This is a genomic window from Legionella jordanis, assembly GCF_900637635.1.
Taxonomy (GTDB): Bacteria; Pseudomonadota; Gammaproteobacteria; order Legionellales; family Legionellaceae; genus Tatlockia; species Tatlockia jordanis.
In genome coordinates this window covers 1821776-1848361 of the sequence record NZ_LR134383.1, presented here as the reverse complement: position 1 = coordinate 1848361, position 26586 = coordinate 1821776, and the positions used below count along the sequence as shown (strand labels likewise).

Here is a 26586-nt window from a genome sequence, read left to right as displayed (position 1 = left end):
AGTAGGGATGAATTTAGATAATCAAATCGCCGTCATTACCGGCGGTGCCTCAGGAATGGGAAGAGCCTGCGCTCAATTTCTCAACTCACGGGGTGTTAAAGTGGTGGTTTGGGATAAACAAATCAATGCAGTGGATGAAGCCAATTTGACTATTGCTTGCGATGTCAGCTCTGAACAAGAAGTTGACGAGGCGATCGATAAAACCCTAAATGAAGTGGGTGTGCCTAGAATTTGCATCAACTGTGCAGGCATTGCTCCGGCAAAAAGAATGGTAGGAAAAGAAGGCGCTATGCCGTTAGCAGCGTTCAAGCAAGTGATTGATATTAATCTTGTCGGCACTTTTAATGTAATGCGGGTTGTGGCTGCAGCAATGAGCAAAGCAGATTTGATTGATGGGCGGGAAGAGAGAGGGGTGATCATCAATACCGCCTCCATTGCTGCCTTTGAGGGGCAAATTGGACAAATGGCTTATAGTGCATCGAAAGGGGGTGTTGTGGCTATGACCTTACCTGCTGCTCGAGAATTAGCTCAGTTCGCAATTCGTGTAAACTGCATTGCACCGGGACTTATCGCAACGCCACTGTTATTAAACATGCCATCAGATGTTCAGGAGGCTCTGGCTGCAACAGTAACTTTTCCAAAACGTCTTGGCAAGCCTGAAGAATTTGCTGCTTTGGCGGGCCATATCATTGAAAACCCAATGATCAATGGAGAAGTGATTCGATTGGATGGGGCTTTAAGGATGCAGGCACGGTAAACAGTCGGGTGGATTTATCCACCCAATTATTTAAAAGTCCCTAAAGGCATTATTAGGTATTTCGCTGTGTTCATCATCCTCTTCACGCAAAAACTGTTCAACAGCTTCCTTAGGGAAGGATTCAAACAAATCTGAAAATTTTGTGAGTAACGTTGACAATGCCTGATCCACTGACTTTCCAGGCGCGAGGGTTAATGCGAGTTCATCAAAATTGCCCTTTTTATCAAAATCCATTGATTCACTCGTTTTGAAAAAGTCTTGCATGAAGGTATTGCTAGCAAAATTCAATGTTCCCTCCAGGGATTCACCAATCCTCGAAAAATCTTGCAGGAAGGGATTTTTTTTCTCAAGTTTGCGAATTTCTTCTAATAAAACCTTTTGTTCGTTGGCAAGCCGTCTTTGCTGTTTGCTAGGCTTACCGTTGCACACCTGGGTTTTTATCTCCTGTTGCAATTGGAGCAACTCCGTTTTCTTCTGGATTAACTGTAGATGATTCTTGGAATTGGTAAGAACTTGTTCCTTAATGGTTTTAAAATCAAGGGTAGAGATATCAAATTTTGATAAAAATTTATCCAAATTATCCAAATGATTTCTAACATATACCTTGGCCTGTCTTAGTTGCTTTTTCGGGGTCAATGAAAGCAATTCTGCAGCACTGTCTTTGATTTCTCGGTTTATGGCAGTAATTTCTTCATCCTTGCGCAATTTTTCTATGAATGAATTCAAGTGTCTTTCTTCAAAACGATTCATTTTTTTCAACAAGAGCCTTGTTGAGGAATCCTGTTCAAGGCTGGTTAATTCCTTCATTTGTAATTCAAACTGTTCCAACTCTGCTTCGATGGTCTTTATTTCAGAGAAAGACAGCTCGTTTTGCGCTAAATAGATTGTTAACTGGGTAATTATTTGCCTCAAAAAAGACACTGAATTCAGGGTTTTTTCACGATGGCGGTACAATGTATTGCAAAGGGGATGAGCTGTTGCGCTTAAAATAGAATAAGCAATGGGTAAACCTTTCTCATCGCTAAGCAGAAGAGAAGCATCATGTTTGATAAGCACCGCAAGGCATTCACCCATTGGAAACTCTGGGGCATCCTCATAAAAACAGGCATGGACGGCAGATGGATAGTTTTTCTTGCGAATGTTGACAGGTTGATTATTAACATCAACATTAGCGTAAGTTAATACGAAATCCAGTAGCTCTGAATTTCTGGTTTGCAAAGCCACCAGTAAATATTTTTCATGGTTTAGCAAGTAATGAAAAGAAGTAAGAGATTTAGCCAGCTCGAATTTTTTCTGAAATAACAAGCCTGGCAGTAATTTTGTGCCAAACTGCTGCAGTTTGTTTCTTAAACTCTGTAATTGTTTTAACTCTGTAAAGTTGACTGATTTTTCAAAAAATAAATCCAGTTCATAGGTTTTAGCAAGTAAAGCTTCGACTTCTGTAGCTTGAAATTCTTCTTTAGCCTGCAAGAGAGATTCAAATCTGCTTTCTAAGGCTTTAAATTGTTCAGCAAATCTCACGCGCCTGGATGTCTTTGGCTTAAACATTGTGGGTGCTGTATGCAGATGTGCAAGAATTCCTGCTACTTCATGTTTGTTGACTCCCAGATCATCTTTTATTTCAACCTCATCCAAAGAAATAGGATCGGCTTCATGTGCCAGCTCAGACTTACTGCCTGCCATCACTTCTTCGGTTTCAAACTTATCCAATGATGCAAAGTCAGACCCTGGATCGGCTATATCCACAATCGAGCTTTCACAGCCTTCAGCCGTTGTCCCTGTTGTCTTCTCCTGATGCTCTTTCCTTATCGATCCTTTAATATAGGCAGCGGTTTTTTCATGCGAGGAAAGTGCTTTTGCATAAGCTTTGTGCTTGACTAAAGGAATTAACTCACGGAGTGTTTGACAGGCAGTGACTAAGGTTTCTAGAATTTTTTCGGGCTTAGCCTCAGAATCAAACAATTTCCATAATTGCTCCTCAGTGAGACGATGACGTTCTTCCAATGCTTTAATTGTTTGCATTTGCTGCTGTCGGAGCTGACCTATTACCGGTTTTGTATGCCGCAGTGCTTGTTGAATGAGGTGATGCTCAATGTGTTTGCTGTTCACCGTCTTGTAGCAATCAGGAGTTTTTACTTCAAATACTGCCTGTTTCGTTAATTGATCAAACGCATTGAAATAAACATGTAAGCGATAGCGCTCCTCATTTTTTCCGATAAATTCAGCGGTATAATGATATTGGCTTAAATTTGGGTTAGCTCGATATTCTTCTTCATAGACACTGATGTGATGATTGTCTAGCAGGTACTCCTGTTCTTTATCTTTTAAAATGACTGGCTGGGTCACTGGCAATTCAAGGCGAAAATAATTATCGCCGGCTAGATTGTTAGAGTGTATTGATTTGAGTGTTTGAGAAAATGCAGTATCTAGCCCATATATTTTGAGAAAATTATATAAAGTATTTCGAGCCATATTTTATCCAAGTGAAAAATTTGCTCAGATTATACTCAAGAAATACTCAGTGTAAATAATATGATTTTTTTGATCGTTCCTTAGGCTTTTTGAAAACTATTAGGCTCTTTCGAAGTGCTTACACTACCACTGGCGCTGTAAGTGACGGCCGCCTCGGATTGATCCTTGCCTGTTAATGCATTGATGATGTCCTGGCGTGTGCTGATGTTATTGACTATTACTTGCCCATTAACTGCATTTAACTCACGACAAATTAGAATTTTTTCTAAAAGGGTTTGATTTAAGGAGCTAATTTGCTGCCTCTCCTCAGGGCTACAACGCTTCAGAAATTCATCCAGAGCAAGCTTGGGATCGGCAAGGTTCAAATCAAGCCCTAACAATTTAATTCTTTTCTTACTGGCGCTTTCCAGCGATTCTGAAACTTGCTCTTTTTGATTGGCTAAAGTTTCAAGGCTTTCAAACTGTCGATTTGAAAGGGCCTGTTTTTCTAGATTAAGCAAATCAATTAATTGTTGGAGAAGAGCAATTTCAGTTTCAAGAGTTTCAATCAAATGAAGCGATTCTATTGCAGCCATAAAAATCCTTTGTGTTTATGTCAGCCCATATAGGCCATTTCAATATTCAACAAACATTCTCTCAGCAATATTTCTACTTAGAATGGCGTAGCGTCCACTGGCAATTTCCTCTTTAAAAAATTCCACCTTTCCTTTGTCCACAACGGGAGCATTTAAAATGGATTCTTTTAGTTGAGTTAATTGCTTGGATAAAGTGCTGAGATTCACTAAGTTAGAGTCTTCAAGATGAGAGTCCTTCTCAGCAGCCTCTCGACGTGCAAGCCGATTTTCTGAGTGTGAAATATTGAATGTCTTGGAATCATTAATCGGATTAACCATAACAGTGCTCTCAATTGCGCTCATGATTATTATCGGCTCCCTGACGTGCTTCTTTAGTTGATTTTCAAGCTATATCATAGTTTCAATATTTAGTCATCCACTTTTAAATCCTATTAAAGGGTTACTCTAACTTGCTGTTTGCCACTCACGGTGGCTTCGATGATCTTTTTAGATGACAAATTTTTAACCTGGATGACATCGCCTTCGCTGCCATCATTTAAAGCAATCCCAGACATACTGACATGGATTACCTCATTTACAGCCTCAATGCTGACCTGCTCACCTTTATGTATAAGAGACTCTGTTTTGAGATAGGTGGGGTTAATGGCACTCCCTTGGGCAATGCTGGTTTTGGTGAGATGATCAATGACTTCTTCAGAACGCGTGAAATAACCTTGTTTCAACAAGTTACTATCAATCTCCTGGATCTCAATGTCCTCTGAACTGATTTTAACTCCTTTAGGCAATGGACGTTTGGCTATAATAACTGATTTTTGTATCCTTATTTTTACCGGCACATACACGGTCCAATGGTTATCCTGAGCACTGCAGCGCACGCCAATGGTGCTTGCGCGCGAGGTGGATGTGGGAAAGGGATTAAACACCTGCAGGCTTGATTCAGCGCAAGCTTTTAATCTCAATCGGTCATCAATTTGTTCAACCTGTACCTGTATATTGCTGCCTTCCTGACTGGAGAGCGTTGTTAAGAGGTATTGTTCTATTTTCTGTTTTAATAAATCCAGCGATTGGACAGCCTTTGAAGCTAAAGATAAAGTGCTTGCAAATAACAATAAAAAAAATAGTATAGCTTTCATAAAAGAACTCTCAATTTAGAACGTGGAATTTAAGCAAGTTTTACGCCAACTTTGGAGAATACATGCATTTACGAATCCTTCCGTTAATCATTGGCAGCGTTCTGGCCTACACAACGAGTGCAGCTACGCACCATCCTCAAGAGTTTCTCAAAAATATTCAAGGCAGTAAGAATGAAGGAGAGCAAATCGTACAGCATTTTTGTTCAAACTGTCATGCCGAACAACCGATGATCGTCATTGGTGCACCAAGGATGAATCAAAAGGAAGACTGGGAGCCCCGAATAAAAAATGGGGTTTCAGTTGTCATGCAACACACCATTGAAGGGGTGGGTGCCATGCCGCCAAGAGGAGGTTGCTTTGAATGTTCGGATCAACAATTAATTTTGGCCATTATAGCCATGCTGCCTAAGGAATTTAAAGAAAGCTTCTCTACTGCACTGGAAAAGTCCAATTCAAAATAAGGGAAAAAATTGCAAAAACTTGTTAAGGGTCACTTTTAAAAAGATTTATCATGGCGCATCTGTTAGATGCTTTGTCCAGAGTGGCATTACCTCGGTTGATAGTCTTTTGAAAACTATCTGCATGTGGTTAATTACCTTGGTTAAAGAGCTCGCTGGAGCTGAAAAATCCTGCTGTGGCAATCCGGCACAAAAAACAAGTTGTGGGCTTATTAGCCTGAAGGTTAATACTAAAAATACATTCGTAATGATTTACTTGAAATCCAAACATTACCGACGGAACTGATCAAAAGGGTTTAATCAAACGTCGAAGACAATTCAAGTGGAAAATATTATTCCCTTAACCATGTCCCTGTAGGAATACAATATTTCTTGATACGATATAATTGTGTCTGCGCAGACAAAGAAGCAGTAGACGAAGACAGAATTGCCTCATCTCAATGACGCTCAATGGTAGTCTGACAAAAGCCAGTTGAAAGAGATTATTATTAAACAACTAATGCCAGGAGGAATTTAATTGTGAACATTTTTCAACAAAAAACCTATGTCGTAAGCGCCATCCTTTCCTTTTTTATTGTATCCTCAACCTATGCCAGGACGATAGTTAGCGAGGTCCATGCTACTACAGGCAATTCTCTTGGAACCGTTTCTTTTGAGGACAGCAAATATGGTCTCTTAATAAAACCTGAGCTTTCTGGATTGCCTGTGGGCTTGCATGGTTTCCATATACACCAGCATCCCGATTGTGGAGATCATGGGATGAAAGCTGGCGGTCATTTTGATCCTGGCGCTACCAATAGCCATCAAGGGCCCTACGGTGAGGGTCATTTAGGCGATTTACCAGTATTGGCTACCAATAGTAACGGTGAAGCAAATATACCTCTACTAGCCCCGCGTTTAACGACTAAAGATATTAAGGGACGTGCCATTATGATCCATGCCGGTGGTGATAATTACAGCGATAATCCTCCTTTAGGTGGTGGTGGCGCACGCATTGGATGTGGAAAAATTCCATCTTGATTATGAGTAATACTTCGGAATAAAACCAAGTCGTCTCTGCTGTTCTTTTTGCTAAATTCATAATGGCTTTCCCATGGGGATGGCGGGAAAACGAGATAAAAAATCATTAACATTCATGCGGGAAACTCCTTTAAGATGAGTTTTCCCATGAGGTCCCGTTAAAAAGGATCTATGACGGTCAATCCCATGCATCCACTGGCTTATAGATCATAAATAAAACAATAAGTTAAAAATTTTTGTAGAAAATACTAAATTTATTCAGAACTCTCCCGATAACATAAAAAAAAAAGGAGGGTTCACCAATGAAAAAACAACTCATCATTGGACCGCTGTGTGTGCTGACCGTAGCTTGTTCATCAATGGATCAAGTCGGTATCAGGGATGATGCTGGGCACATCCATTACACCAAAAGCATGGATGCCGACCATAAAGGAAGCTTTTATTTTCCCGAACAACGCCCGGCTACCGGCAAAAAAGTCTTCATCTTCGATCCTAAGGCCACTGCTTGGGCCGCTTATGACAAGGATGGTAAGCGCGTAAAAACCGGTAGTGCTTCTGGAGGAAAGGACTTTTGTGAGGATACCGGCAGACCTTGTCACACAGTTACTGGTACCTACCGCATTTACTCCAAAAAAGGAGAGGAATGCACATCAAGCATTTACCCGATTGAAACTGGCGGGGGGGCTCGAATGCCATATTGCATGCATTTTAGCGGAGGCTACTCCATTCATGCGGCTTACGAAGTGCCAAACTGGAACGCAAGCCATGGTTGCATAAGGGTATTGCCTAGCGCTGCTAAATGGCTCAATCAAGAGTTTTTGGATGTAGGCAGCACTGTGATTGTCAAATCCTATAACTAATTATTCAAAAATGTAAATTAACAACCCGCTTTGGCGGGTTGTTTTGTTTATCTGTCAGAACATTGCAAAACCCTTTACACTATTTTTGCTGCAGCAGAAGGGAAATTAATTTGAAGGATGAAAACTTGTGAAGCCAATTAAATATTTTTCTGGGATTTCGAAAAATACCATTCTCCTTGCATTAGCAAGTTTTTTTTCAGACGTTGCAACGGAAATGCTGTATCCCATCTTACCCGTTTTCCTGATGCAAACTCTGCAAGCCAACGGAATTATTGTCGGTCTTATAGAAGGAATTGCCCAGGCTGGTCAGAACATTATTCAAGGTTTTAGTGGATGGTTATCGGATAAGATGCAACAAAAGAAACGAATTGCTCTGATAGGCTATTTTCTTGGGGCACTGGCAAAGCCCTTATTGGGATTGGCGGGTATTTGGCAAATGGCTTTAGGTGCCCGTACACTGGATAGATTAGCCTCTGGTTTTCGTTCTGCCCCCAGAGATGCTTTAGTGGCTGCGTCGGTTACTCGGGAGCATCGAGGGAAAGCTTTTGGCCTCGAAGGATTCGGGGATAATTTAGGTGCTTTCATGGGCCCACTCGTGACGCTTATTCTGTTGGCGTGTTTTTGGAAAGTTCGTTCTATTTTTTATTTGGCTGTTCTTCCAGGTTTGTTAGCATTTTTCATGGTCTTGGCTGTTAAAGAAAAATCAATCGACGAAAGCGGGCAGGAGCCAAAAATTCAACTAACCAAATTTCCGAAAGCTTATTGGAAATATCTGGCGGTCATTGCGCTATTTGGGATTGGCAATTCCAGTAACGCCTTTTTAATTCTTAAAGCGCAAGACACTGGATTGTCTTTGGAAAAAACTGTGCTAATTTATGCTGGATACAATTTGTTGGCTGCACTGGTATCTTATCCGGCAGGATTTTTATCGGATAAATTTGGTCGCAAGTATTTGTTGCTATCAGCATTTTTAATTTTCTTCATTTGCTACCTGGGTTTTGCCCTAAGTGATAACTTCAGTTTTATCGCTTTTTTGTTCATTCTTTATGGTTGCTATCAAGGAATATTCCGCAGCGTAGGCAAGGCTTTGGCTCTTGATTTTGTCCCTGGAAATTTACATGCCAGTGCAGTGGGATGGTTTTCAACTACCGTCGGAATACAAGGTTTGTTCGCAAGCTTAATTGCTGGAATTTTATGGGATTACCTGAGTCATAGCGCCGTGTTTTTTTATGGGGCTTTGTTTGCCTTCTTGGGAAGTGTTGCTTTATTGATTTTGGTGTCAGCAGACAGCCACGCAAGAAGAAGTTAAAGCAGCTTATAAGCGTTGGGGGCGACCCTATTATCCAAAGAAAGCACCGGATAAAGAAGAGGAGTTCAAAAAGATAAACTCTCCCTGGAGTTAAAACAGGGGTTGAAATATTGTTGAACAACCCTCTGAAGAACAAAATGCCAGCAGGGCTGCGTTTAAGAAATTTTTTCTTGAAAAATTACACTCGAAAGATGGGTGAAATGTCCATCCATCATGAAAATTGAAATCACAAAGGTGCAATTAATACGACTTAATCTAAACAACTAACTACAAAAATGCGAAGAGAAGCATTTAAAAGCAAGCACATCTTTCAAAATGTAGTGAATAGCATACCAATAACCCTAAACCATAAAGGGATAGGGTATGAATGCATTTAAAAGGGCAATATCAATTAAGCATTTAAAAATTGTTTTAATAATTGATTAAGCTCTTCAGGATCAGCCAATCCTTTGGTTTCTTTCATAATTTGGCCAATAAAAAATCCCAATAATTTCTCTTTGCCTGCCCGGTACTCTTGAACTTGCTGCGGGTAACGCGCAATGATATTCTGGACGAGTTCGTCAAGTGCCTCATTGTTGTTTAACTGTGCAAGACCCTCCTGTTGGATAATTTCATCGATATTGCTTTCACCTTTCCATAATCGATTAAAGATGCGTTTGGCTGTGTTATTGGACAGGCGTTTTTCCGTCAGCAGATCGAGCAATTGGGCTAAGGATTTAGCTGAAACAGGGGCTTCTTTAAATCCAAGATTGTGGTCATTGAGCGCCGCAGCATAATTTCCCTTTAGCCAATTGACAATTGTTTTTTCCTTCGCAATGCTTTGCCGCTGCACCTCAAGATAAAATTGATAATGTTCTGGAGAAGACAGTAAAAAATGGATGTCCTCATGATTTAAATCCTGCAATTGACTCAATTCTTGCTTAATCTGGTTTGGCAAAAGGGGCATGTTGTCCTTTATTGACTGTAATTGAGCCTCGCTAATAAAAATAGGCAGAAGATCAGGATCTGGAAAATAGCGGTAATCGTTTTCGTTTTCTTTGCTTCTTAAGGCTTGTGTGGTATTGCTGTCTGGGCAATAGAGTCGGGTTTCCTGCTTGACCACTTGTCCGCTTTCTAGCAAATCCTGTTGCCGTGCTTGCTCATAAGCAATTGCTTTTTCAATGAAGCGGAAAGAATTTAAATTTTTAAGTTCGGTTCTTACACCTAACTCATTTGAACCATGCGGTTTTAACGATATGTTGACATCGCAGCGAAACGATCCTTCTTGCATGTTACCGTCACAAATTCCTAAAAAGCGCACCAATTGATGCAGTTGTCGGAGATAAGCTATGGCTTCTTCAGAGGAATAAAGGCAGGGTGTTGTAACAATTTCAAGAAGCGGGGTGCCTGCGCGGTTTAGATCGATGCCGCTATAAGCAGAATGTGCATCGTGCAGGGATTTACCAGCATCCTCTTCCAAATGGGCTCGAACAATGGCTACTTTTTTTTGCTGGCCATTGATCTCAATTTCCAGAAAGCCATTTTGGACAATTGGTGATTGAAATTGGCTGATTTGATAACCTTTTGGCAAATCTGGGTAGAAATAATTTTTGCGTTCAAAATAGGAGTGATCATTGATGTCTGCCTGGATGGCTAAACCAAATCGCACCGCCATAACAACTGCTTCTTCGTTGAGCACAGGAAGTACGCCAGGTAGGCCGGCATCAATAAAGCTTGTTTGTGAATTGGCTACTGCTCCAAAAGTTGTAGAACTCGCAGAGAATAATTTTGATTTTGTTTTTAACTGGGCATGAACTTCAAGCCCAATGACAGTATCCCATGACATAACTCTAGCCTTTATACGTTGGTCTGGCTTGATGCCAGTCAGTGCATTGTTGATAGTGGTGTGCTACGTTTAGCAGTAATTCCTCCTGAAAGTAATTCGCCATCATTTGCATTCCAATCGGCAAACCTGCACTAAATCCTGCTGGAATGGAAATCGCCGGGAGTCCAGCCAGATTGGCGCTAACTGTAAATACATCTGCTAAATAATTTTGCACCGGATTGTTATTATGATTACCTAATGTAAACGCGCAAGTAGGAGTCGTTGGCCCTAATATTATATCCACTTGCTTCAAAGTTGTTTGCAGCTCAAGTTGGATTAATCGTCTGATTTTTAAGGCTTGCAAATAATAGGCATCGAAATAACCTGATGATAAAACATGAGTGCCCGTTAAAATACGTCGTTTAACCTCGATCCCAAAACCTTCCATTCTCGAATTGCTAATTAATTCCCGCAGTGTATCCCCTTTGGTACTTCGGTGGCCATAACGTATACCGTCGTAGCGTGCCAAATTGGATGAAGCTTCCGCACAAGCGATGACGTAGTAACAAGGAACCCACAAGGATTGCAGGGAAAGTTCCAAGTCGATAATTTGCGCACCTTCTTGTTCTAAGATTTTAACAGAATTTTGTATACTGTTTTGAATATCAATGTCCACATCTTTGCTTAGGAAGCTGGTAGGAAGCCCCAATCGCAATCCTTTTATCGGGCGATTTAAAGCTTTAGAATAATCAGGTATCGCGCGATTTACTGAAGTAGAATCTTTGGCATCAAATCCTGCCATGGCTTGAAGAACAAACGCTAAATCCTCCGCACTTCTAGCAATAGGCCCAGCTTGATCCAGACTGGATGCATAGGCAATCAGACCAAAGCGCGATAATAATCCATAGGTCGGTTTTATGCCTGAAATGCCGCAAAAAGCTGAGGGCTGACGTATTGAGCCTCCTGTGTCGGAACCTGTAGCAAAAGAAACCAATGCAGCGGCTACGGCCGCGGCTGAACCTCCAGAAGATCCTCCAGAAACGCATTGCAAATTCCAGGGATTCTTTACAGGGCCGAAATAACTGAACTCATTGGAGGAGCCCATGCCGAATTCGTCCATGTTGGTTTTGCCAATCATGACGGCTCCCTTTTCTTCCAACTTGTGAGCGACGGTAGCTTGATAAGGCGATTTAAAATTAGCCAGCATTTTTGAACCACAAGTGGTCGGTAACCTTTGTGTGCAAAAAATATCTTTATGGGCCATAGGAATGCCGGTTAAATGACTATGTTTTTCTTCTTTAAGCATTTGATCAGCCCTGGCTGCCGACGTTAAGGCTTGCTCTTCATCCAGGCTAATAAAAGCATTCAAATTCTTGTGTTGTGCTATCCGGCTGAGGAAATATTTTGTTAATTCAACGCTTGAAAAATCCCTTTGTTGCAAAGCGAGGGATAATTCTTTAATAGAATAGTTATGCATAATTACTCACCTGAATCGATGACCTTAGGCACCAAGTAGAGATTATCTTCAAACAAAGGGGCGATAGCTGCTAGCTCTACACTGCAGTCGTTTTCATGCACCGTATCTTTGCGAAATCGCTGCTGCAGATCAAGAGGATGAAAGAGTGGTGAAACACCGGATGTGTCTACCTGTTTTAGTTGCTCAACAAAATCCATAATGGCATTAACGTCCTCAGCTAAGGTGTCGCCGTACTCTGAATCTATATCCATACAGGCTAATTGTGCCATATTTTTCAATTCGTCATCTCTAATAGTCATTAATATTCCCAGGAAAGAATGCAAAAGGCCTAAGATACATTTTTTTATCCCTGGATAAAAGTAAGGTTTGATTACGCAGTCCGATTTCGCTTCGCTAACGTACACTCATTTAATGAGGCATTTAAGCTCAGCTGACTGACTTTGATTTAAAAATTTGCTAAATTGCTGATCTTCTGAGAGCGATTAGGGAAAGGGATGCGCAATGAATAGATTAGGTTTATTAATATTATTGCTTCTATTGCTAACATCCTGCACCAATTTTGGTCCATATCGACTTCCACCCAATCGTTTGAGTTATAATTATTCCTTACAATACAGCGATGCTCAGCAGCAACTTCTGAACATTGTTCGCCTGAGATATTCGGATTCACCTTATTTTTTGACCGTGAATAACATCGTCTCACAATACAACTTTAGCAACGAAATTAGTGGGGAGGTCAGTAATAATTCGGGAACATTTCCTCTACGCACTATTGGCACAGCTGCTGGACAGGCAAGCTTTACTGAGTCCCCAACGATCACGTATACACCTTTACAGGGAAAAGCCTATGTCACACGGTTACTAACACCGATTGACCCAAGTGTCATTTATACATTGCTTCGTTCTGGTTGGGGTGTGCATCATGTACTTAGAATGTTGGTGCAGCGATTGGGGCCTGTCGAAAACGCGATTTTAGCTTCGAGGACCACTTCTTCGCGAGTGCCACGCTTTAAGGAGTTTCAGGAGCTTTTACTGGTTTTGCGAAAATTGCAATATAAAGAATCTTTGTTGATTGAAAACTCGACCATTGATAAACAGTTTGCTATTCAATTCAGGGTGCAAAACTTTGGAGGTTTAACCGTAAAAGAACGTCAACTTTTAGCCAGAATTGGCATCACCCCCCAGACTCCAGTAGTGTGGTTAGTGGGGCACCCAACGCAGCAAAAAAATCAAATTTATGTTCAAACCCGGACAGTACTAGGTCTTTTTAATTACCTATCCAAAAGCGTTGACTTGCCTAAGGCTGATATTCTTGGCGGCAAAGCACCAATGACATACATGGCAAATCGGCAAATTTTTGATTGGCGACAAGTCACTGCTGGGATTATGCGAGTGCACCACGCTAAAACCCCACCAAAGGATGCCTTAGTGGCTGTTCCTTATCGCGGGAACTGGTTCTATATAGCCGACTCCGATTCGGAATCTAAAGAAACCTTAAATTTATTAACCGTAATTATCGGAATTTATGAAGGTAATCCAAAGTCTAATATTCCTGTTTTTACCATTAGTTAATCATGATATTCCCTTGCAGAGACAAGGTTTTGCAGTAGAATGAAATAACGTCAGCCTTAAGAGTAGTTCGATGTTACAACAAGTAAAAACTGAAGGTGGTGTTCACATTGAATTTGAACAACACCAACTCAACTATGAAAATGCAATTTCCCCTTTACTTGAGCGGCTAGATACGCAACGCGGGGCATTATTTGCATCCAGTTTTGAATATCCTGGACGTTACACTTGTTGGGACATAGGATTTTATAATCCTCCCCTTGTGATTGTTTGTAAGGCTTCAGACATCAATATCGAAGCTTTAAACCAGCGAGGGGAAATCCTTTTATCCATGATTGATTCTGCATTGAGTGAGAATCAGGATCTAATCATTGCTTTGAAAGACAAAACTTGCATCAAGGTAAAAGTTCAAGCTTCCAATAAAATCTTTAGTGAAGAAGAGCGCAGCCTCCAGCCGTCTGTATTCACAATTTTACGAAGATTATTAGCTTTTTTTAAGTCTGACGAACCTTATTTAGGATTTTACGGGGCTTTTGGTTATGACCTCATTTTCCAATTTGAAAAACTGGTGCAGTGTAAGGAGCGTTCAATTCAACAACGAGAGATGGTTCTCTATCTTCCGGATGAAATTTATGTCGTGAACCATCGTAAAGAAGAAGCATTTATTAGACGTTATGATTTTCAATTTCAGGGTAAATCCACGCAAGCATTACCTCGTGAAGGAGAGTTTAGAAAGTATGAGCCTAAATACCAACCTGAGCAGGATTGCGATCATATGCCTGGACAATACGCAGAGTTGGTGGAGAAAGCTAAGGAGCGCTTTGCCTGCGGTGACCTGTTTGAAGTTGTACCCAGTCAAACCTTTTATGCTGCTTGTGACGAACAACCCTCGGCCATCTTCAGTAAGATGCGCCAATTAAATCCTTCACCTTACGGCTTTTTTCTTAACCTTGGGGAGGCTGAATATCTGGTAGGTGCTTCTCCGGAAATGTATGTTCGCGTTCAGGGAAAAAGGGTTGAAACATGCCCTATTTCCGGAACCATCAAGCGAGGTGCAGATGCCATTGAGGACGCGCATAATATCCAATTGTTATTGGATTCTGAAAAAGAAGCTTCAGAATTAACCATGTGTACCGACGTGGATCGAAATGATAAGTCTCGTATATGCGAAGCGGGGAGCGTCCGTGTATTAGGACGTCGTCAAATTGAAATGTATTCTCGTTTAATTCACACCGTAGATCATGTGGAAGGACTTTTGAGGGATGACTTTGATGCAGTAGATGCTTTTTTAACTCATATGTGGGTGGTTACCGTTACAGGTGCTCCCAAGCTGTGGGCAATGAATTTCATTGAGCAACATGAGCAATCACCCAGAAAATGGTATGCGGGGGCTGTAGGTTGGTTTGGCTTTAATGGTCACTTAAATACTGGCCTGGTATTAAGAACCATGAGGATTCAGGAAGGGATCGCCGAGATCCGTGTTGGTGCAACCTTGCTTTATGATTCAGATCCAAAAGCGGAAGAGCAAGAAACGCGCCTTAAGGCTTCTGCTTTTATCGATATGTTGCAAAAACCTGGAAAAACGATAAAAAAATCGGATGCCGAACAACGATCAGGCTTGGGAAAATCAGTTCTACTGATAGACCATCAGGATTCATTCGTACACACCCTGGCAAACTACCTTCGGCAAACAGGCGCACAGGTGCAAACCGTAAGAAGCGAATATGCAATTGAATTCTTGCAAGAACGTGATTTTGATCTGGTTCTGCTTTCCCCTGGTCCAGGAAGACCAGATGATTTCAAGTTGAAAGATAGCATTGATGCGGTTTTACAAAAGAAAATTCCGCTGTTTGGGGTGTGTTTGGGCTTGCAGGGTATTGTGGAATATTTTGGCGGAAGACTTGGTGTTTTAGATTATCCCATGCACGGCAAAGCCTCAAAAATTGAGGTAAAAACGAATTCTCTGTTATTTAAGGGATTAAACTCTCCTTTTACTGCTGGACGTTACCATTCTCTTTATGCTTTAAAAGAGTTTTTGCCTTCTGAACTTGAAGTGACTGCCGAAAGCGAAGACGGCATTATCATGGCGGTTTCTCATAAACAGCTTCCCATTCACGCCGTACAGTTTCATCCGGAAACTATTTTATCCATGCAAAATCAGGCGGGTTTGAAAATCATAAACAATCTTATGGAGACGATAGGGAGTCATGCGAAATAAACTATTAGTTTTGTATGCCATTTCCATTTTACTGGGTGTACTCACAGGGATTGTGGGCTCTTTTTTTCAGCTGTCCACGGTCTGGGGTTTACACTTGATTGGTAGGATTCTGGCAAGCGTCCAGGCTGTCGGTATTTCTCCCAGTTTGCTTTCCATATTGATTTCAATGTCACTCATTTTTTTATCCTGGTATCTTGTAAAAGGTTTCGCTCCCGAGGCATCTGGCAGTGGCGTTCAGGAAATAGAAGGAACCTTATTGCATAAACGGCCTATTTTTTGGCGGCGATTACTGCCCGTGAAATTTTTGGGTGGTGTTATGGCTATCTCAGCCCGATTAGTAGTAGGGCGAGAGGGGCCCACCATTCAAATGGGCGGCAATCTGGGTGAAATGCTTGGAGAATGGTTTGGTTTATCAACGAGACGTTGTGATGCTTTAATCGCAGCGGGTGCTGCTGCAGGCCTTGCTTCCGCTTTTAACGCCCCTTTAGCAGGTGTCCTCTTCGTAATGGAGGAAATGAAAGATAAATTCAATTTATCATTTACCAACTTTAAAACGGTAGCAATCAGTTGTGTGGTGGCAACCATCACGCTTCATTTGATTATTGGTCCACAAGCGGCAATTCCAATGGCTATTTTTACACTTCCCAGCCTTCATTCCCTATGGGCATTTTTCGTATTTGGTTTGCTGATGGGCTTTGTGGGGCTCTTATTTAATAAGGTGTTAATGGCTACTTTATCTTTAACGGACAAACTAACCACAAGAATGCGAATTGTTTATGTTCTTCTGTTAGGAGCAATCATCGGCTATCTCGCTCAGAACTATCCAGAGGCTGTGGGCGGAGGATATGACATTATCGAGCGTTCTCTAACTATGTCGCCGGCTTTCTCATTTCTATTGATTTGGATTGTGGTGCGTTTTCTAACCACCATGTTGTCCTATTCAACAAGTGTCCCGGGTGGTATTTTTGCTCCCATGCTGGCTTTAGGAACGCTGTTTGGTTTGGCTTTTGCCTACATTGCCCAAGGGCTTATCAATGATGCCAGCATTCATCCTGGCATGTTTGCTGTAGCAGGAATGGGGGCCTTGTTTTCTGCAGCGGTTAGAGCGCCCATTACAGGCATTATTCTCGTGGTTGAAATGACGCAAAATTATTCTTTAATTTTGCCGCTTATGGTGAGCTGTCTGACGTCCACTACAGTGGTACAAATTGCAGGGAATGAGCCAATCTATACCCAATTGCTGCATCGAACTCTAAGGCGTGAGCAACAAACCCATTAAACGCAACTGTGGTTGGTTACTTTGATAAAATCGTCTACAGTATGCTCGATGTTAATGTCTGTTGCTTCAACCTTATAAAGATTTCAATCCCTATCATTAGGGGCTAAGCCTTTCATGGCCCTTTGAAGCTTCCAAGATTTATAAGGACAAAGTTCTATAATTAAATTATCAGTTCATGGAATATGGATGAGTATTATGAAAGACAAGGAATTGAAAATACCCAAGGAAGCGGCAAATCAACAGCAGCAATCTTTAAAAGAAATCTATAAAAAACAATCTGAAGAGCGTGCCTGGGCAACTGCCTTAGAAAAGGATAAAGCGGGTAAATAGTACGAGGTAGAAAAGCAATTTGCATGCTCCTCTTGCAAATTGCTCTAACATAACTGCCATTTTGCTTCTACTATGTATTATAATGCGGCAATTTGTCTGCAAGGGTTTAGCGTGCATTCGAGACGTACTGTTGAGGTTGTAACTTTAGGTGCCAAAAATTCAGGCAAAACCCAAATCATTCACCGGCTTTTTTGCAGTTTGCCTTTTAGTGAAAGACCTTTAGACTGGGATCCAGTGTACTGGGTCACTAAATATTATTCACGAATAAAATTGAGCATCTGGGATTTAAGTCATGAGATGTGGGAGTGTAGAAAAAAGCCAAGGCTAAACTCCTTAGTCAAGGATTTCTATGCAAAGGCAGAAGTAGTCCTTTATTGCATTGACTTATCCCAGGAAATGAATGAAATCGCCATCCAAAACGACATCAATGCCTTTCGTCAAATCAATCCTGACGCCAATCTGATTTTAATCGGAACGAAATGTGACCTTGGCCTCCCTGATGCTGAAAGGCAATTCTTAAATCTTAACCTGGAAGTCACAAAAAGAATCATTACCTCTTTGAAATTTGATATAGGGATTGAAGAGCTTTGTGAGTCCATACTGTCCTGCAAAAGAACAATGTGGGATATATGCGAGCAAAACCTTCTTGATGCTTTAAAACATCTTCCATTCGATAAATGCAAGAAAATCGAACATGAGTTGGATTTTTTGTATGAAGAGTTAGGCCGCAATTCAGATAAAGAACAATGCATTAAAAACTTTGTTTTAAGTTCACAAAAAATTCTTGAAGGCAGTCATCCTTATTTTATAAACGCGGTGCTAACCTTTGCCTCAGCAATTGTGGTTACCCTTATCCTTGTATCGGTTGGTTTTACCGGCGGTTTAGCACTAGGGTTATGGACGAGTCCGTTCGTTTTGCTTTCTGCTTTTTTAAAAGGTAGTCCAGCTGCCATTTTTCTGGGCTCAACCGGCATTGGCTCAGGCATTTGTACAGCCGGTTTCTTTGGATATAATTTATTCAAAGAATCTAAGGAAATGGGGGCTATAAAGCGCTTTGCCGAAGAAATTAATTGTTCTTTATCTATCTGAGGAATACTAAATTTGTATATACCTGGATAGTGAAATCGTCCTCACAAAATCAGCGAATGTTTACAATAATTTTGCCCATATGTTCACTGCTCTTCATGCGTCGGTGTGCTTGTTCTATCTCCGATAAATCAAATTCCGAGTCAATGATGGGTAAAATATGCTTGTTCAAAATTGCAGTTTGCCAATGTTGCTGGGCCGATTTCCAAATAGCCTTCTTTTCAGCGAGTGATTGTGAGCGCAACACGAAACCATTTATTTGAAGGCGTTTCTGCATCAAAAAGAGCAGATTGGCTTCTGCCATATAGCCTTTCATACAAGCAATTTGAATTAGTCGACCCAGTGGTTTTAAAACGTTTAAGTGCTTGGAAAAATAATCACCGCCAATAAAATCAACCACAACATCAACGGATTGTGGACCTAAAATGTTTTCAAAATCCTCATTCTTATAGTTAATCGCCTGGATTCCCCAGCTTTGAGCCCGCGAAATCTTTTCATCCGTACCGGCAGTGCTAATCACCGAGGCCGATCGCAATTTGGCCATTTGAATAGCTAAAGAAGCGATGCCGCTGCCTGCCCCATGAATCAGCAATGTTTGACCGGAGTTTAATTGACCAAGCATAAAAACGGTGGCATGAGCCGTCATAAGCGCTTCAGGAAGCCCCGCAGCTTCTGAATACGTCCAGGCTGGAGGGATTACTTCTGCCAAATTTTGGTTTACACAACAGTACTCAGCGTAAGCGCCACCCGCAACCAATCCATAAACTGCATCTCCCGGTTTAAAACGGCTTACATTAGCGCCAATTTCAGTGACTTCACCAGCAATTTCAAGGCCTGGGATCAGAGATGCCCCAGCGGGTGGGGGATATTTACCCTGGCGTTGCAATAAATCAGCACGGTTTACAGCTGTGGCTTTTACAAGTACCAAAAGCTCGTCGTCACCGCATTTTGGTTTATCTTGCTGACTGAGTACCAGTTTGCTATCAGGGCCTGGGTTTTCAATTAATATGCAGCGCATCATCATCCGAGAATAAATAGTTATAAGATACAAGAATACAAGATTTAATAAAAAATCATACCCTCGGTAAATTATCAACCAAAAGCTCAATAGACTCGCAAAAACAAAAGCGTTCGTTATATACTGCCCCCCAAGCGGTATACCTTTTCATTTGATGGCTAAATACAAACACTATAAAAAATTGGCATTGATTTTTATTTTTCCTCAACTGCTAATTACCCTCCTTTTTTTTATTGGCCCTGCTTTGCGGGCTTTCGTGCAATCGTTTTTATTCAGCGATGCATTTGGCTTGCACAGTCGCTTTGCGGGCTTGCATAATTTTTTAGATTTGCTCAAAGATCCTAACTACGGCAAAGCTATAGGAGTAACGGTTTTACTTTCTTTCCTCGTCACTTTGCTGACCATGACCTGTGGGTTGCTTTTAGCTGTATTGGTACAGGGGAGAAGGAAAAGCCAGCAAATTTATAAAACCCTGCTGCTTTGGCCCTATGCGGTCGCTCCGGCGGTTGCGGCTATATTGTGGAGATTTTTATGCCAGCCCACCTTAGGGTGGTTAGCACAAGGCTTGCAGATATTTGGCATTTCATTTAATTATCTGACCCATCCCTGGCAGGCTCTATGGGTTGTTGTTGCTACAGCGAGTTGGCAACAGTTGAGCTACAATTTTTTATTCTTCCTGGCAGCACTTAAAGCAATTCCAAATTTTCTCATTGAAGCGGCTATTTTAGATGGTGCCTCAGCCTGGAGAAGATTTTGGCAGATCATTTTTCCTTTACTGTCACCCACCACGTTTTTTCTTCTAATCATGAATTTAATTTATTCATTTTTTGATACCTTTGGCATCATCGATATAATGACCAGCGGGGGCCTAATAATAGCACCACTACATTGATTTATAAGCTGTATAAAGACGGTTTCGCAGGTATGGATCTTGGGAGCTCATCTGCCCAGTCTGTTCTTTTGATGGCTATGGTTATCGCGTTAACGCTAATTCAATTCCGCTACTTAGAAAAAAAGGTTCATTATCAATGAGACAGTTCAAAGGTGTGATTAGTCATAGCTGTCTTTGTTTGTTTATTGTCTTGCTGTTTCTGCCTCTTTATTTAGCTCTCGTGGCAGCAAGTCATGACAGCTTGACAATGATGCAATCCCCACTTCCAATTTGGCCAGGATTTGCATTGTTTCATAATATAAAGACTGTTTTGACGCATGGTTTAACGGCAACAGGAGGCGAGCCGGTCTGGAGAATGTTGGTCAATAGCTTCTTCATGGCAATATTCATAGCCGGAGGTAAAATAACACTCGCGCTACTGTCAGCTTTTGCCCTGGTTTATTTCAGATTTCCTCTAAAGCGCCTTTGTTTTGCTCTAATTTTTGCAACCATGATGTTGCCGATAGAAGTAAGAATTATACCTACCTTCCAGGTTGTCGCTGCTTTTGGCTGGTTAAACAGCTTTGCCGGATTAAGTTTACCTCTTATGGCTTCGGCCACGGCGACTTTTCTTTTTCGCCAATTTTTTAAAACAGTACCACAAGATTTAGTTGATGCCGCAACTTTGGATGGCGCAGGGCCTTGTCGTTTTTTTATAGATATTTTGCTCCCTTTGTCAAAAACACAAATTGCCGCTTTGTTCATAATTTTGTTTGTGTATGGTTGGAATCAGTATTTATGGCCATTGATAACGACAACGGACAGCAACATGACCACCATAGTGATGGGTATTAGGTATTTGGCCGGCGTAGCTGATCAAATTCCGCAATGGCATTACATTATGACAATTGCTTTGATTGCTTTGTTGCCTCCCTGTCTGGTAGTGCTTACATTGCAAAAATGGTTTGAAAGGGGGTTGACGCATTAATGGGTATGGTTAATTTAATTGAGGTCAGCAAATTTTACGCGCAACACCTTATTCTTGACAAAATATCAATAGATATTGAGCAAGGCGAGTTTGTTGCTGTAGTAGGTCCCTCAGGGTGCGGTAAATCAACTTTACTTCGCTTGGTTGCTGGTTTGGAAGATGTGAGCAGCGGCAGCATTTTAATTAAAAATCAGTGCGTGAATAGCCTTTCACCAGCAAGGCGCGATATGGCAATGGTTTTTCAAAGTTATGCACTTTACCCGCACATGACCGTGTTTGATAACATGGCTTATGGTTTAAAAATGCGCGGTGTAAAGAAACCTGTTATTCAAGAAAAGGTAAGGGAAGCAGCGGCTTTGCTGCAGTTGACTGACTATTTGGATCGCAAGCCCCAAGCTCTTTCAGGTGGACAACGCCAACGGGTGGCAATGGGCAGGGCGATTGTTCGCTCTCCTGCTGTTTTTTTATTTGACGAACCCTTATCGAATCTGGATGCCAAGTTACGCTCAGAAATGCGCTATGAGATCAAAAAATTGCACCGGCAGCTCGGAACAACCTGTTTATACGTTACTCATGATCACACCGAAGCAATGACCATGGCTTCCAGAATCCTCGTCTTGAACAAAGGAAAAGTTGAACAAATTGGCTCCCCACAAACCCTCTATTCTCAACCAGAATCATTGTTTGTAGCGGGCTTCACCGGCCATTACCCAATCAATTTTTTACCAGCTAAAATGAATTTAGAATCGAGAAAAGTCGAAAGCAATTTAGGATTGGAATTGAAATGGCCCTCTTTAAAGGAAGCTGTTTTCAGTGATATGGATGTGGTGGTAGCGATTCGTTCGGAGGATTTGAGGTTGCTAAACAACAAACAGCCAGGAACGATCCCGGTAAAAATTGAATTTGTCGATGACATGGGTTCAGATAAATTGGTTAAGGTGATAACTGCCTGTGGGAAGGAACAATTTTCAGTCAGGGTTTCGGCTGATTTTCAGTTCAGTAACCCTGATCTGTTCTTGGAAGTTGTTGTAAATAAAGCTAATCTATTTCATCAAGAAACTGGTTTACGTCTGGGAGGATGGGATGACTAAGGAAAAAGTAGCCTTAAGAAAGGTTGATGCTCCCTTTTACAATTATTTTCAGGCCCTAATTTTATCCTTCTTCAGTTCACGGCTGTATGTTGATGTAGGAAAAAGATGGAAGGGATTAGGCATTCTTTACTTGCTTCTGGTGGTGTTTTTGTTTTCAATTCCATTTGCCTGGCGCATTACCCTGGAGTTCAATGCTTTCTTCGAAGAACAAATCATTGAACCCTTAAGTCGAATGCCAGCCGTTTTTATCCAGAATGGCAAAGTATCTTTTGACAAGCCAATGCCTTACCTCATTAAGAATAGGGCAGGGCAAGTGGTAACTATTATTGATACAACAGGAAAAGTGAATACCATTGATAACCGCTACCCTTACTTAACGGCTTTAATTACCACAGACAGATTCTTTTACAGAATTCCATCCCCGCAGTTGTTTTTTGCCAAGGATATGCAAAAGAATCCAACCCAGGTGTTATCACAAACCTTCAGTCCCAACATCAATCAGGTATTTGATGGCAATACCTGGATTAAGTCATCAGGAATCGAGCGAATCAAATTCCTATCTCAACTTATGGTATATCCAACTGTGGCATTGTTATTTTTTGCTATGTTTTTGGTCTTTTATTTAGTATTTGCCTTAATGGGGCAGTTCCTGTCCAAATTGTTCTTGAATTTTAGTATCAGTTACAAACAAGCTTGTCGTTTGCTCATGGTGAGCTCGACGCCTCAGCTTCTGCTGTTGCTTCTTGCTTTGGCAGCAAATGTTCTCTTTCCCGGCTTTGGCGCTTTGCTGATTATTATTTTTATCGGCTATTACTTGTTTGCCATGTATTCTCTAAAGCGCGAGAGTCAAAAATTGGTGCTTTTGTGAGGGAATTGATTCATTTTGCCCACGGAAATGGTTTCCCTTCATTGTGCTACTCCCAGCTACTTAAACAACTGGGCAATAGATACGATTACTGTTACATCGACAGAATAGGGCATAATCCCCAATTTCCAGTGACTGAAAATTGGCATTTGCTGGTCGATGAAGTGTTGGATAGTGTGAAAGCACAGGCCAATCAACCTGTTATTGCAATTGGACACTCCTTAGGTGGTGTCCTTAGTCTATTAGCAGCAATTGAAGAACCCTGTCGATTTAAGACGGTGATTATGATTGATTCCCCTTTGCTGGGGCGTTTCAAATCAAATGTCGTCAAACTCGCTAAAGCCGTTGGGATTATTGATCGGGTCACCCCGGCTTTCCGAACACGCAGTCGACGGGAACATTGGCAAAATAAAGAGCAAATTATCAATTATTTAAAAACAAGAGAGTTATTTAAAACCTTTGCCCCGGAATGTCTGCAGGATTATATTGACTATGGTTTAAGGAAGACGGATGATGGCTATGTGCTTCGTTTCGATCGCCACATCGAATACTTAATTTTTCGCACCATACCCCATACGCTTCATGAGTATGAGGGAAAATTAACTGTTCCTGCCGTTCTTATTTATGCCGACAGAAGCACGGTTGTAGACAGAATGGATATTCGTTATATGAAAAAGCACTATAATATTCAAAGCATTAAAATGAAAGGAACTCATATGCTCCCCATGGAGTCACCTATTCAACTTGCTGAGCAAATTTTTGCTGTCTTGGATGCTATACTGAACTAATGTAACTCTCTGGAATACCTTCAAAATTTTGTCCGTTGGCATTCCATTAACGCATGATTATCAGGATCAATTACTGAAAGGAGAAAACAGTGTTGCAAAGTCTAATTGTACTGGCGGTGATTTCTGGGGTTTTCTTACTGCTGGTCAAACAAGCGTCTTTGGTGGTGTGGACCATCAGTTATGCCATATTTGCATTGCTTGTGCTGAAATTTGGGGAGCCTGGTGTTATCCTGCAGTCTCTTTTATGGTTAACTTTTGCAGTTCTCCTGCTTTGCTCAATTAAACCATTCCGAAGCCAATTTATTTCTCGTCAGCTATTTAACAAAGTTCGTAAAGCGCTACCATCCATGTCAGCTACAGAGAGGGAGGCATTAGAAGCAGGTACGGTGAGTTGGGAGGGCGATTTATTCAGTGGTTCCCCTGATTTTAATAAACTTCTAAACGCTCCAACTGTGAGCTTGACTGATGAAGAGCAAGCCTTCATGGATGGTCCAGTCAACCAGCTTTGCCGCATGATAGATGATTGGGACATAACGCATGTGCGCACGGATATGCCTCCTGAAATGTGGCAATTTATCAAAGAAAACGGATTTTTGGGTATGATTATCCCGAAGGAATATGGAGGTTTGGAGTTCTCCGCAACAGCGCAGTTTAGCATTTTGTCAAGGCTTTATGGTCGTTCAATCACGGTAGGCAGCACCATTTCAGTTCCTAATTCCTTAGGCCCTGCTGAGTTATTGTTAAAATACGGTACTCAGGAACAGAAGGACTATTATTTACCGAGATTAGCAAATGGACGGGAGATCCCTTGCTTTGCTTTAACAGGCCCTAATGCAGGATCAGACGCAGCTTCAATTCCGGACAAGGGAATCGTTTGCCGAGGTGAATATAATGGCCAAGAAGTTTTAGGTATTCGGTTGAACTGGAACAAACGCTATATCACTCTGTGCCCCGTTGCAACGGTGATTGGTTTGGCGTTCCGCCTTTTTGATCCGGACAATATACTAGGGAAAGGTGTTGATGTTGGGATCAGTTGCGCCTTAATTCCTGCAGATACACCAGGAGTCACAAAAGGCCGCCGGCATTTTCCGCTCAATACCGGTTTTTTAAATGGACCTACACAGGGTAAGGATGTTTTTGTTCCGATAGATTTTCTAATCGGAGGGGCTGACATGGCTGGTTCTGGCTGGCGTATGCTCATGGAGTGCCTAAGCGCAGGCCGGGCTATCTCCCTGCCTTCCAGTGCAAACGGTGGGGCGCAAGCGGGTGCTTTAGCAAGTGGGGCATACGCAAGAGTTCGCAAACAGTTTAACCAACCCATCGCAAATTTTGAGGGAATTGAAGAACCTTTGGCTAGGATTGCTGGAAATGCCTATCTAATTAATGCTGGGTTAACGATGACTGCAGCCGCCATTGATCATGGAGCAAAGCCCTCTGTGGCCGGAGCAATTTTAAAATACCACAGCACTGAGCGAGCTCGCCGCGTAGGCCTTGATGCCATGGATATCCATGGTGGCAAAGGGATTTGCTTAGGGCCAAATAATTATCTTGGACGAAGCTTTCAAAATACCCCCATCGGCATCACAGTGGAGGGAGCGAATATCTTAACTAGAAGCCTCATCATATTTGGCCAGGGTGCAATTCGTTGCCATCCCTATGTATATCAAGAGCTGGAGAGCGTTAGAACAAACGACTTGTCCTTGTTCGATAAGGCCTTTTGGGGACATGTAAGTTTTGTATTTGCTAACTTTAGCAAATCCCTGTTATTTGCATTTACAAACGGTTATTTGATTCCGGTTCCAAAGAGTAAAGCAAAACGATATTACCAACTGGTTTATCGCTATAGTGCAAATCTAGCGTTCTTATCCGATTTCTGCATGGCTTTTTTAGGCGGTGAACTAAAACGAAAAGAGAAGTTGTCCGCACGCTTAGGAGATGTACTGAGTAATCTGTATTTGGCCTCTGCGGTTTTGAAACGTTTTCATGATGAGGGAGAACCGGCAGAAGATTTAATTCTTGTTGGTTGGTGTTGCCGAGAGTTGCTTAGTGAATGTGAAGTTGCTATCCAAGGACTAATAGGCAATTTTCCTGCCCTTTGGGGACGACTGTTCTTGCGCTTGCTGTTGCAGCCTTTTGGTCCACGCCATTATAAGCCGGCTGATCAATTGGGCAAACGTGTTGCTCATTTGCTAACTACGCCAAATCAATCAAGAGCGAGATTGACTCAAGTCGTTTTCGCTGAACCCTTAGAAAATTGTCCTTTAGGTCGTTTGGAAGAAACTTTTAGAAAAATTTGTGCTGTGGAAGATCTTGAAAAGAAACTGGGCCGTGCTGTCAAAGAAGGCAGCGTAATGGGTTTAACTATGCTTGAGCAAATTGATGAAGCTGAAAAAAGCGGAATCTTTACTCTCGAGGAAGCTTCTCGATTACGTGAGGCTGAAAAGGCTCGACAAGCAGTCATCGCTGTAGACGATTTCAGCGATGATGAGTTGCGAAGGCCTGTTGTTGAACGAGAAGGGCGTGAGCGAAAAAAGCGGGCTACCTCAAGTGAAGGTGACTTGGCTACGGAAGTCGTTTAGATATTGTACTTAATTCGAAAGTCTTAAGGAGAATTCTTG

23 protein-coding genes and 2 pseudogenes are annotated in these 26586 nt (G+C 41.7%); 17 read left to right on the top strand and 8 right to left on the bottom strand.

The genetic code is table 11. The annotated features are described in order from the left end of the window. The first annotated feature begins 7 nt into the window (after positions 1-7). The gene (locus tag EL203_RS08200; RefSeq protein WP_058470781.1) at positions 8-757 is read left to right on the top strand and encodes an SDR family NAD(P)-dependent oxidoreductase; all 750 of its coding nucleotides are present in this window, start codon (positions 8-10) and stop codon (positions 755-757) included. A gap of 30 nt (positions 758-787) precedes the next feature. Here the strand turns inward: EL203_RS08200 and EL203_RS08195 are convergent, their stop codons facing one another. The 4 genes from EL203_RS08195 to flgA form a co-directional block, all read right to left on the bottom strand. After that, complete coding sequence (locus EL203_RS08195; protein ID WP_058470782.1) at positions 788-3229, bottom strand: hypothetical protein; 2442 nt, start codon at positions 3227-3229, stop codon at positions 788-790. Between the two features lie 80 nt (positions 3230-3309). Further along, complete coding sequence (locus EL203_RS08190; protein ID WP_064108387.1) at positions 3310-3804, bottom strand: flagella synthesis protein FlgN; 495 nt, start codon at positions 3802-3804, stop codon at positions 3310-3312. Positions 3805-3843: 39 nt separating this feature from the next. Continuing rightward, entirely contained in the window at positions 3844-4146 is a 303-nt protein-coding gene (gene flgM, locus EL203_RS08185) for a flagellar biosynthesis anti-sigma factor FlgM (RefSeq protein ID WP_058470783.1), read from the bottom strand. Between the two features lie 89 nt (positions 4147-4235). After that, positions 4236-4937, bottom strand: coding sequence for a flagellar basal body P-ring formation chaperone FlgA (gene flgA, locus EL203_RS08180; protein ID WP_058470784.1), 702 nt, complete (start codon positions 4935-4937; stop codon positions 4236-4238). A 62-nt stretch (positions 4938-4999) separates the two neighbouring features. Here flgA and EL203_RS08175 point away from each other — a divergent pair, with 62 nt between their 5' ends. From EL203_RS08175 to EL203_RS14775, 5 genes and pseudogenes are all read left to right on the top strand, one after another. Beyond that, positions 5000-5398 (top strand): c-type cytochrome, encoded by a 399-nt coding sequence (locus tag EL203_RS08175; RefSeq protein ID WP_058470785.1) that lies wholly within the window; start codon positions 5000-5002, stop codon positions 5396-5398. 570 nt (positions 5399-5968) lie between these two features. Further along, a complete protein-coding gene (locus tag EL203_RS08170) occupies positions 5969-6415 on the top strand; it encodes a superoxide dismutase family protein (RefSeq protein WP_232004074.1) in 447 nt (148 codons plus the stop codon). A gap of 302 nt (positions 6416-6717) precedes the next feature. Further along, positions 6718-7275 carry a L,D-transpeptidase gene (locus EL203_RS08165; protein WP_058470787.1) on the top strand — a complete coding sequence of 186 codons (558 nt, stop codon included), beginning with the start codon at positions 6718-6720 and terminating at the stop codon, positions 7273-7275. A gap of 127 nt (positions 7276-7402) precedes the next feature. Next, positions 7403-8584: an MFS transporter gene (locus EL203_RS08160; RefSeq protein WP_058470788.1), complete on the top strand. Its 1182-nt coding sequence runs from the start codon at positions 7403-7405 to the stop codon at positions 8582-8584. Between the two features lie 22 nt (positions 8585-8606). Further along, positions 8607-8678: pseudogene (locus tag EL203_RS14775) on the top strand (hypothetical protein); the annotation flags it as partial. Between the two features lie 297 nt (positions 8679-8975). On the opposite strand, the gene gatB reads toward EL203_RS14775, so the two are convergent. Genes gatB through gatC form a run of 3 tightly spaced genes read right to left on the bottom strand, consistent with a single transcriptional unit; the run spans position 8976 to position 12164 of the window. Continuing rightward, complete coding sequence (gene gatB / locus EL203_RS08150) at positions 8976-10409, bottom strand: Asp-tRNA(Asn)/Glu-tRNA(Gln) amidotransferase subunit GatB (protein WP_058470789.1); 1434 nt, start codon at positions 10407-10409, stop codon at positions 8976-8978. 4 nt (positions 10410-10413) lie between these two features. Further along, positions 10414-11865, bottom strand: a complete 1452-nt coding sequence (gene gatA, locus EL203_RS08145) for an Asp-tRNA(Asn)/Glu-tRNA(Gln) amidotransferase subunit GatA (protein WP_058470790.1) — start codon at positions 11863-11865, stop codon at positions 10414-10416. A gap of 2 nt (positions 11866-11867) precedes the next feature. Then, positions 11868-12164 carry an Asp-tRNA(Asn)/Glu-tRNA(Gln) amidotransferase subunit GatC gene (gene gatC, locus EL203_RS08140; protein WP_058470791.1) on the bottom strand — a complete coding sequence of 99 codons (297 nt, stop codon included), beginning with the start codon at positions 12162-12164 and terminating at the stop codon, positions 11868-11870. A 202-nt stretch (positions 12165-12366) separates the two neighbouring features. On the opposite strand from gatC, the gene EL203_RS08135 reads away from it, so the two are divergent. The 5 genes from EL203_RS08135 to EL203_RS08120 all read left to right on the top strand — a co-directional run bounded on the left by EL203_RS08135 (position 12367) and on the right by EL203_RS08120 (position 18350). Next, a complete protein-coding gene (locus EL203_RS08135) occupies positions 12367-13437 on the top strand; it encodes a hypothetical protein (protein ID WP_058470792.1) in 1071 nt (356 codons plus the stop codon). A gap of 70 nt (positions 13438-13507) precedes the next feature. Next, positions 13508-15652, top strand: coding sequence for an anthranilate synthase component I (locus EL203_RS08130; protein WP_058470793.1), 2145 nt, complete (start codon positions 13508-13510; stop codon positions 15650-15652). Further along, entirely contained in the window at positions 15642-16931 is a 1290-nt protein-coding gene (gene clcA / locus EL203_RS08125) for a H(+)/Cl(-) exchange transporter ClcA (protein WP_058470794.1), read from the top strand. Before EL203_RS08130 ends, clcA begins: the two co-directional genes overlap by 11 nt. Before the next feature lie 186 nt (positions 16932-17117). Continuing rightward, entirely contained in the window at positions 17118-17261 is a 144-nt protein-coding gene (locus EL203_RS14400) for a hypothetical protein (RefSeq protein WP_156413821.1), read from the top strand. Positions 17262-17372: 111 nt separating this feature from the next. Next, a complete protein-coding gene (locus EL203_RS08120; RefSeq protein ID WP_162262737.1) occupies positions 17373-18350 on the top strand; it encodes an ADP-ribosylation factor-like protein in 978 nt (325 codons plus the stop codon). A gap of 49 nt (positions 18351-18399) precedes the next feature. Here the strand turns inward: EL203_RS08120 and EL203_RS08115 are convergent, their stop codons facing one another. Further along, complete coding sequence (locus EL203_RS08115; RefSeq protein WP_058470796.1) at positions 18400-19365, bottom strand: NAD(P)H-quinone oxidoreductase; 966 nt, start codon at positions 19363-19365, stop codon at positions 18400-18402. 154 nt (positions 19366-19519) lie between these two features. On the opposite strand from EL203_RS08115, the pseudogene EL203_RS08110 reads away from it, so the two are divergent. The 6 genes and pseudogenes from EL203_RS08110 (at position 19520) to EL203_RS08085 (ending at position 26547) form a co-directional block, all read left to right on the top strand. Then, positions 19520-20397: pseudogene (locus EL203_RS08110) on the top strand (ABC transporter permease subunit). Next, positions 20394-21224: a sn-glycerol-3-phosphate ABC transporter permease UgpE gene (gene ugpE / locus EL203_RS08105; protein WP_058470798.1), complete on the top strand. Its 831-nt coding sequence runs from the start codon at positions 20394-20396 to the stop codon at positions 21222-21224. The pseudogene EL203_RS08110 and the gene ugpE overlap by 4 nt, the downstream one beginning before the upstream one ends. Further along, positions 21224-22315, top strand: a complete 1092-nt coding sequence (locus EL203_RS08100) for an ABC transporter ATP-binding protein (RefSeq protein ID WP_058470799.1) — start codon at positions 21224-21226, stop codon at positions 22313-22315. Before ugpE ends, EL203_RS08100 begins: the two co-directional genes overlap by 1 nt. Continuing rightward, positions 22308-23183, top strand: a complete 876-nt coding sequence (locus tag EL203_RS08095) for a DUF1189 family protein (protein ID WP_058470800.1) — start codon at positions 22308-22310, stop codon at positions 23181-23183. Before EL203_RS08100 ends, EL203_RS08095 begins: the two co-directional genes overlap by 8 nt. Further along, positions 23180-23968, top strand: coding sequence for an alpha/beta fold hydrolase (locus tag EL203_RS08090; RefSeq protein WP_058470801.1), 789 nt, complete (start codon positions 23180-23182; stop codon positions 23966-23968). The genes EL203_RS08095 and EL203_RS08090 overlap by 4 nt, the downstream gene beginning before the upstream one ends. A gap of 89 nt (positions 23969-24057) precedes the next feature. Next, positions 24058-26547 (top strand): acyl-CoA dehydrogenase, encoded by a 2490-nt coding sequence (locus EL203_RS08085; RefSeq protein WP_058470802.1) that lies wholly within the window; start codon positions 24058-24060, stop codon positions 26545-26547. Positions 26548-26586: the final 39 nt, after the last annotated feature.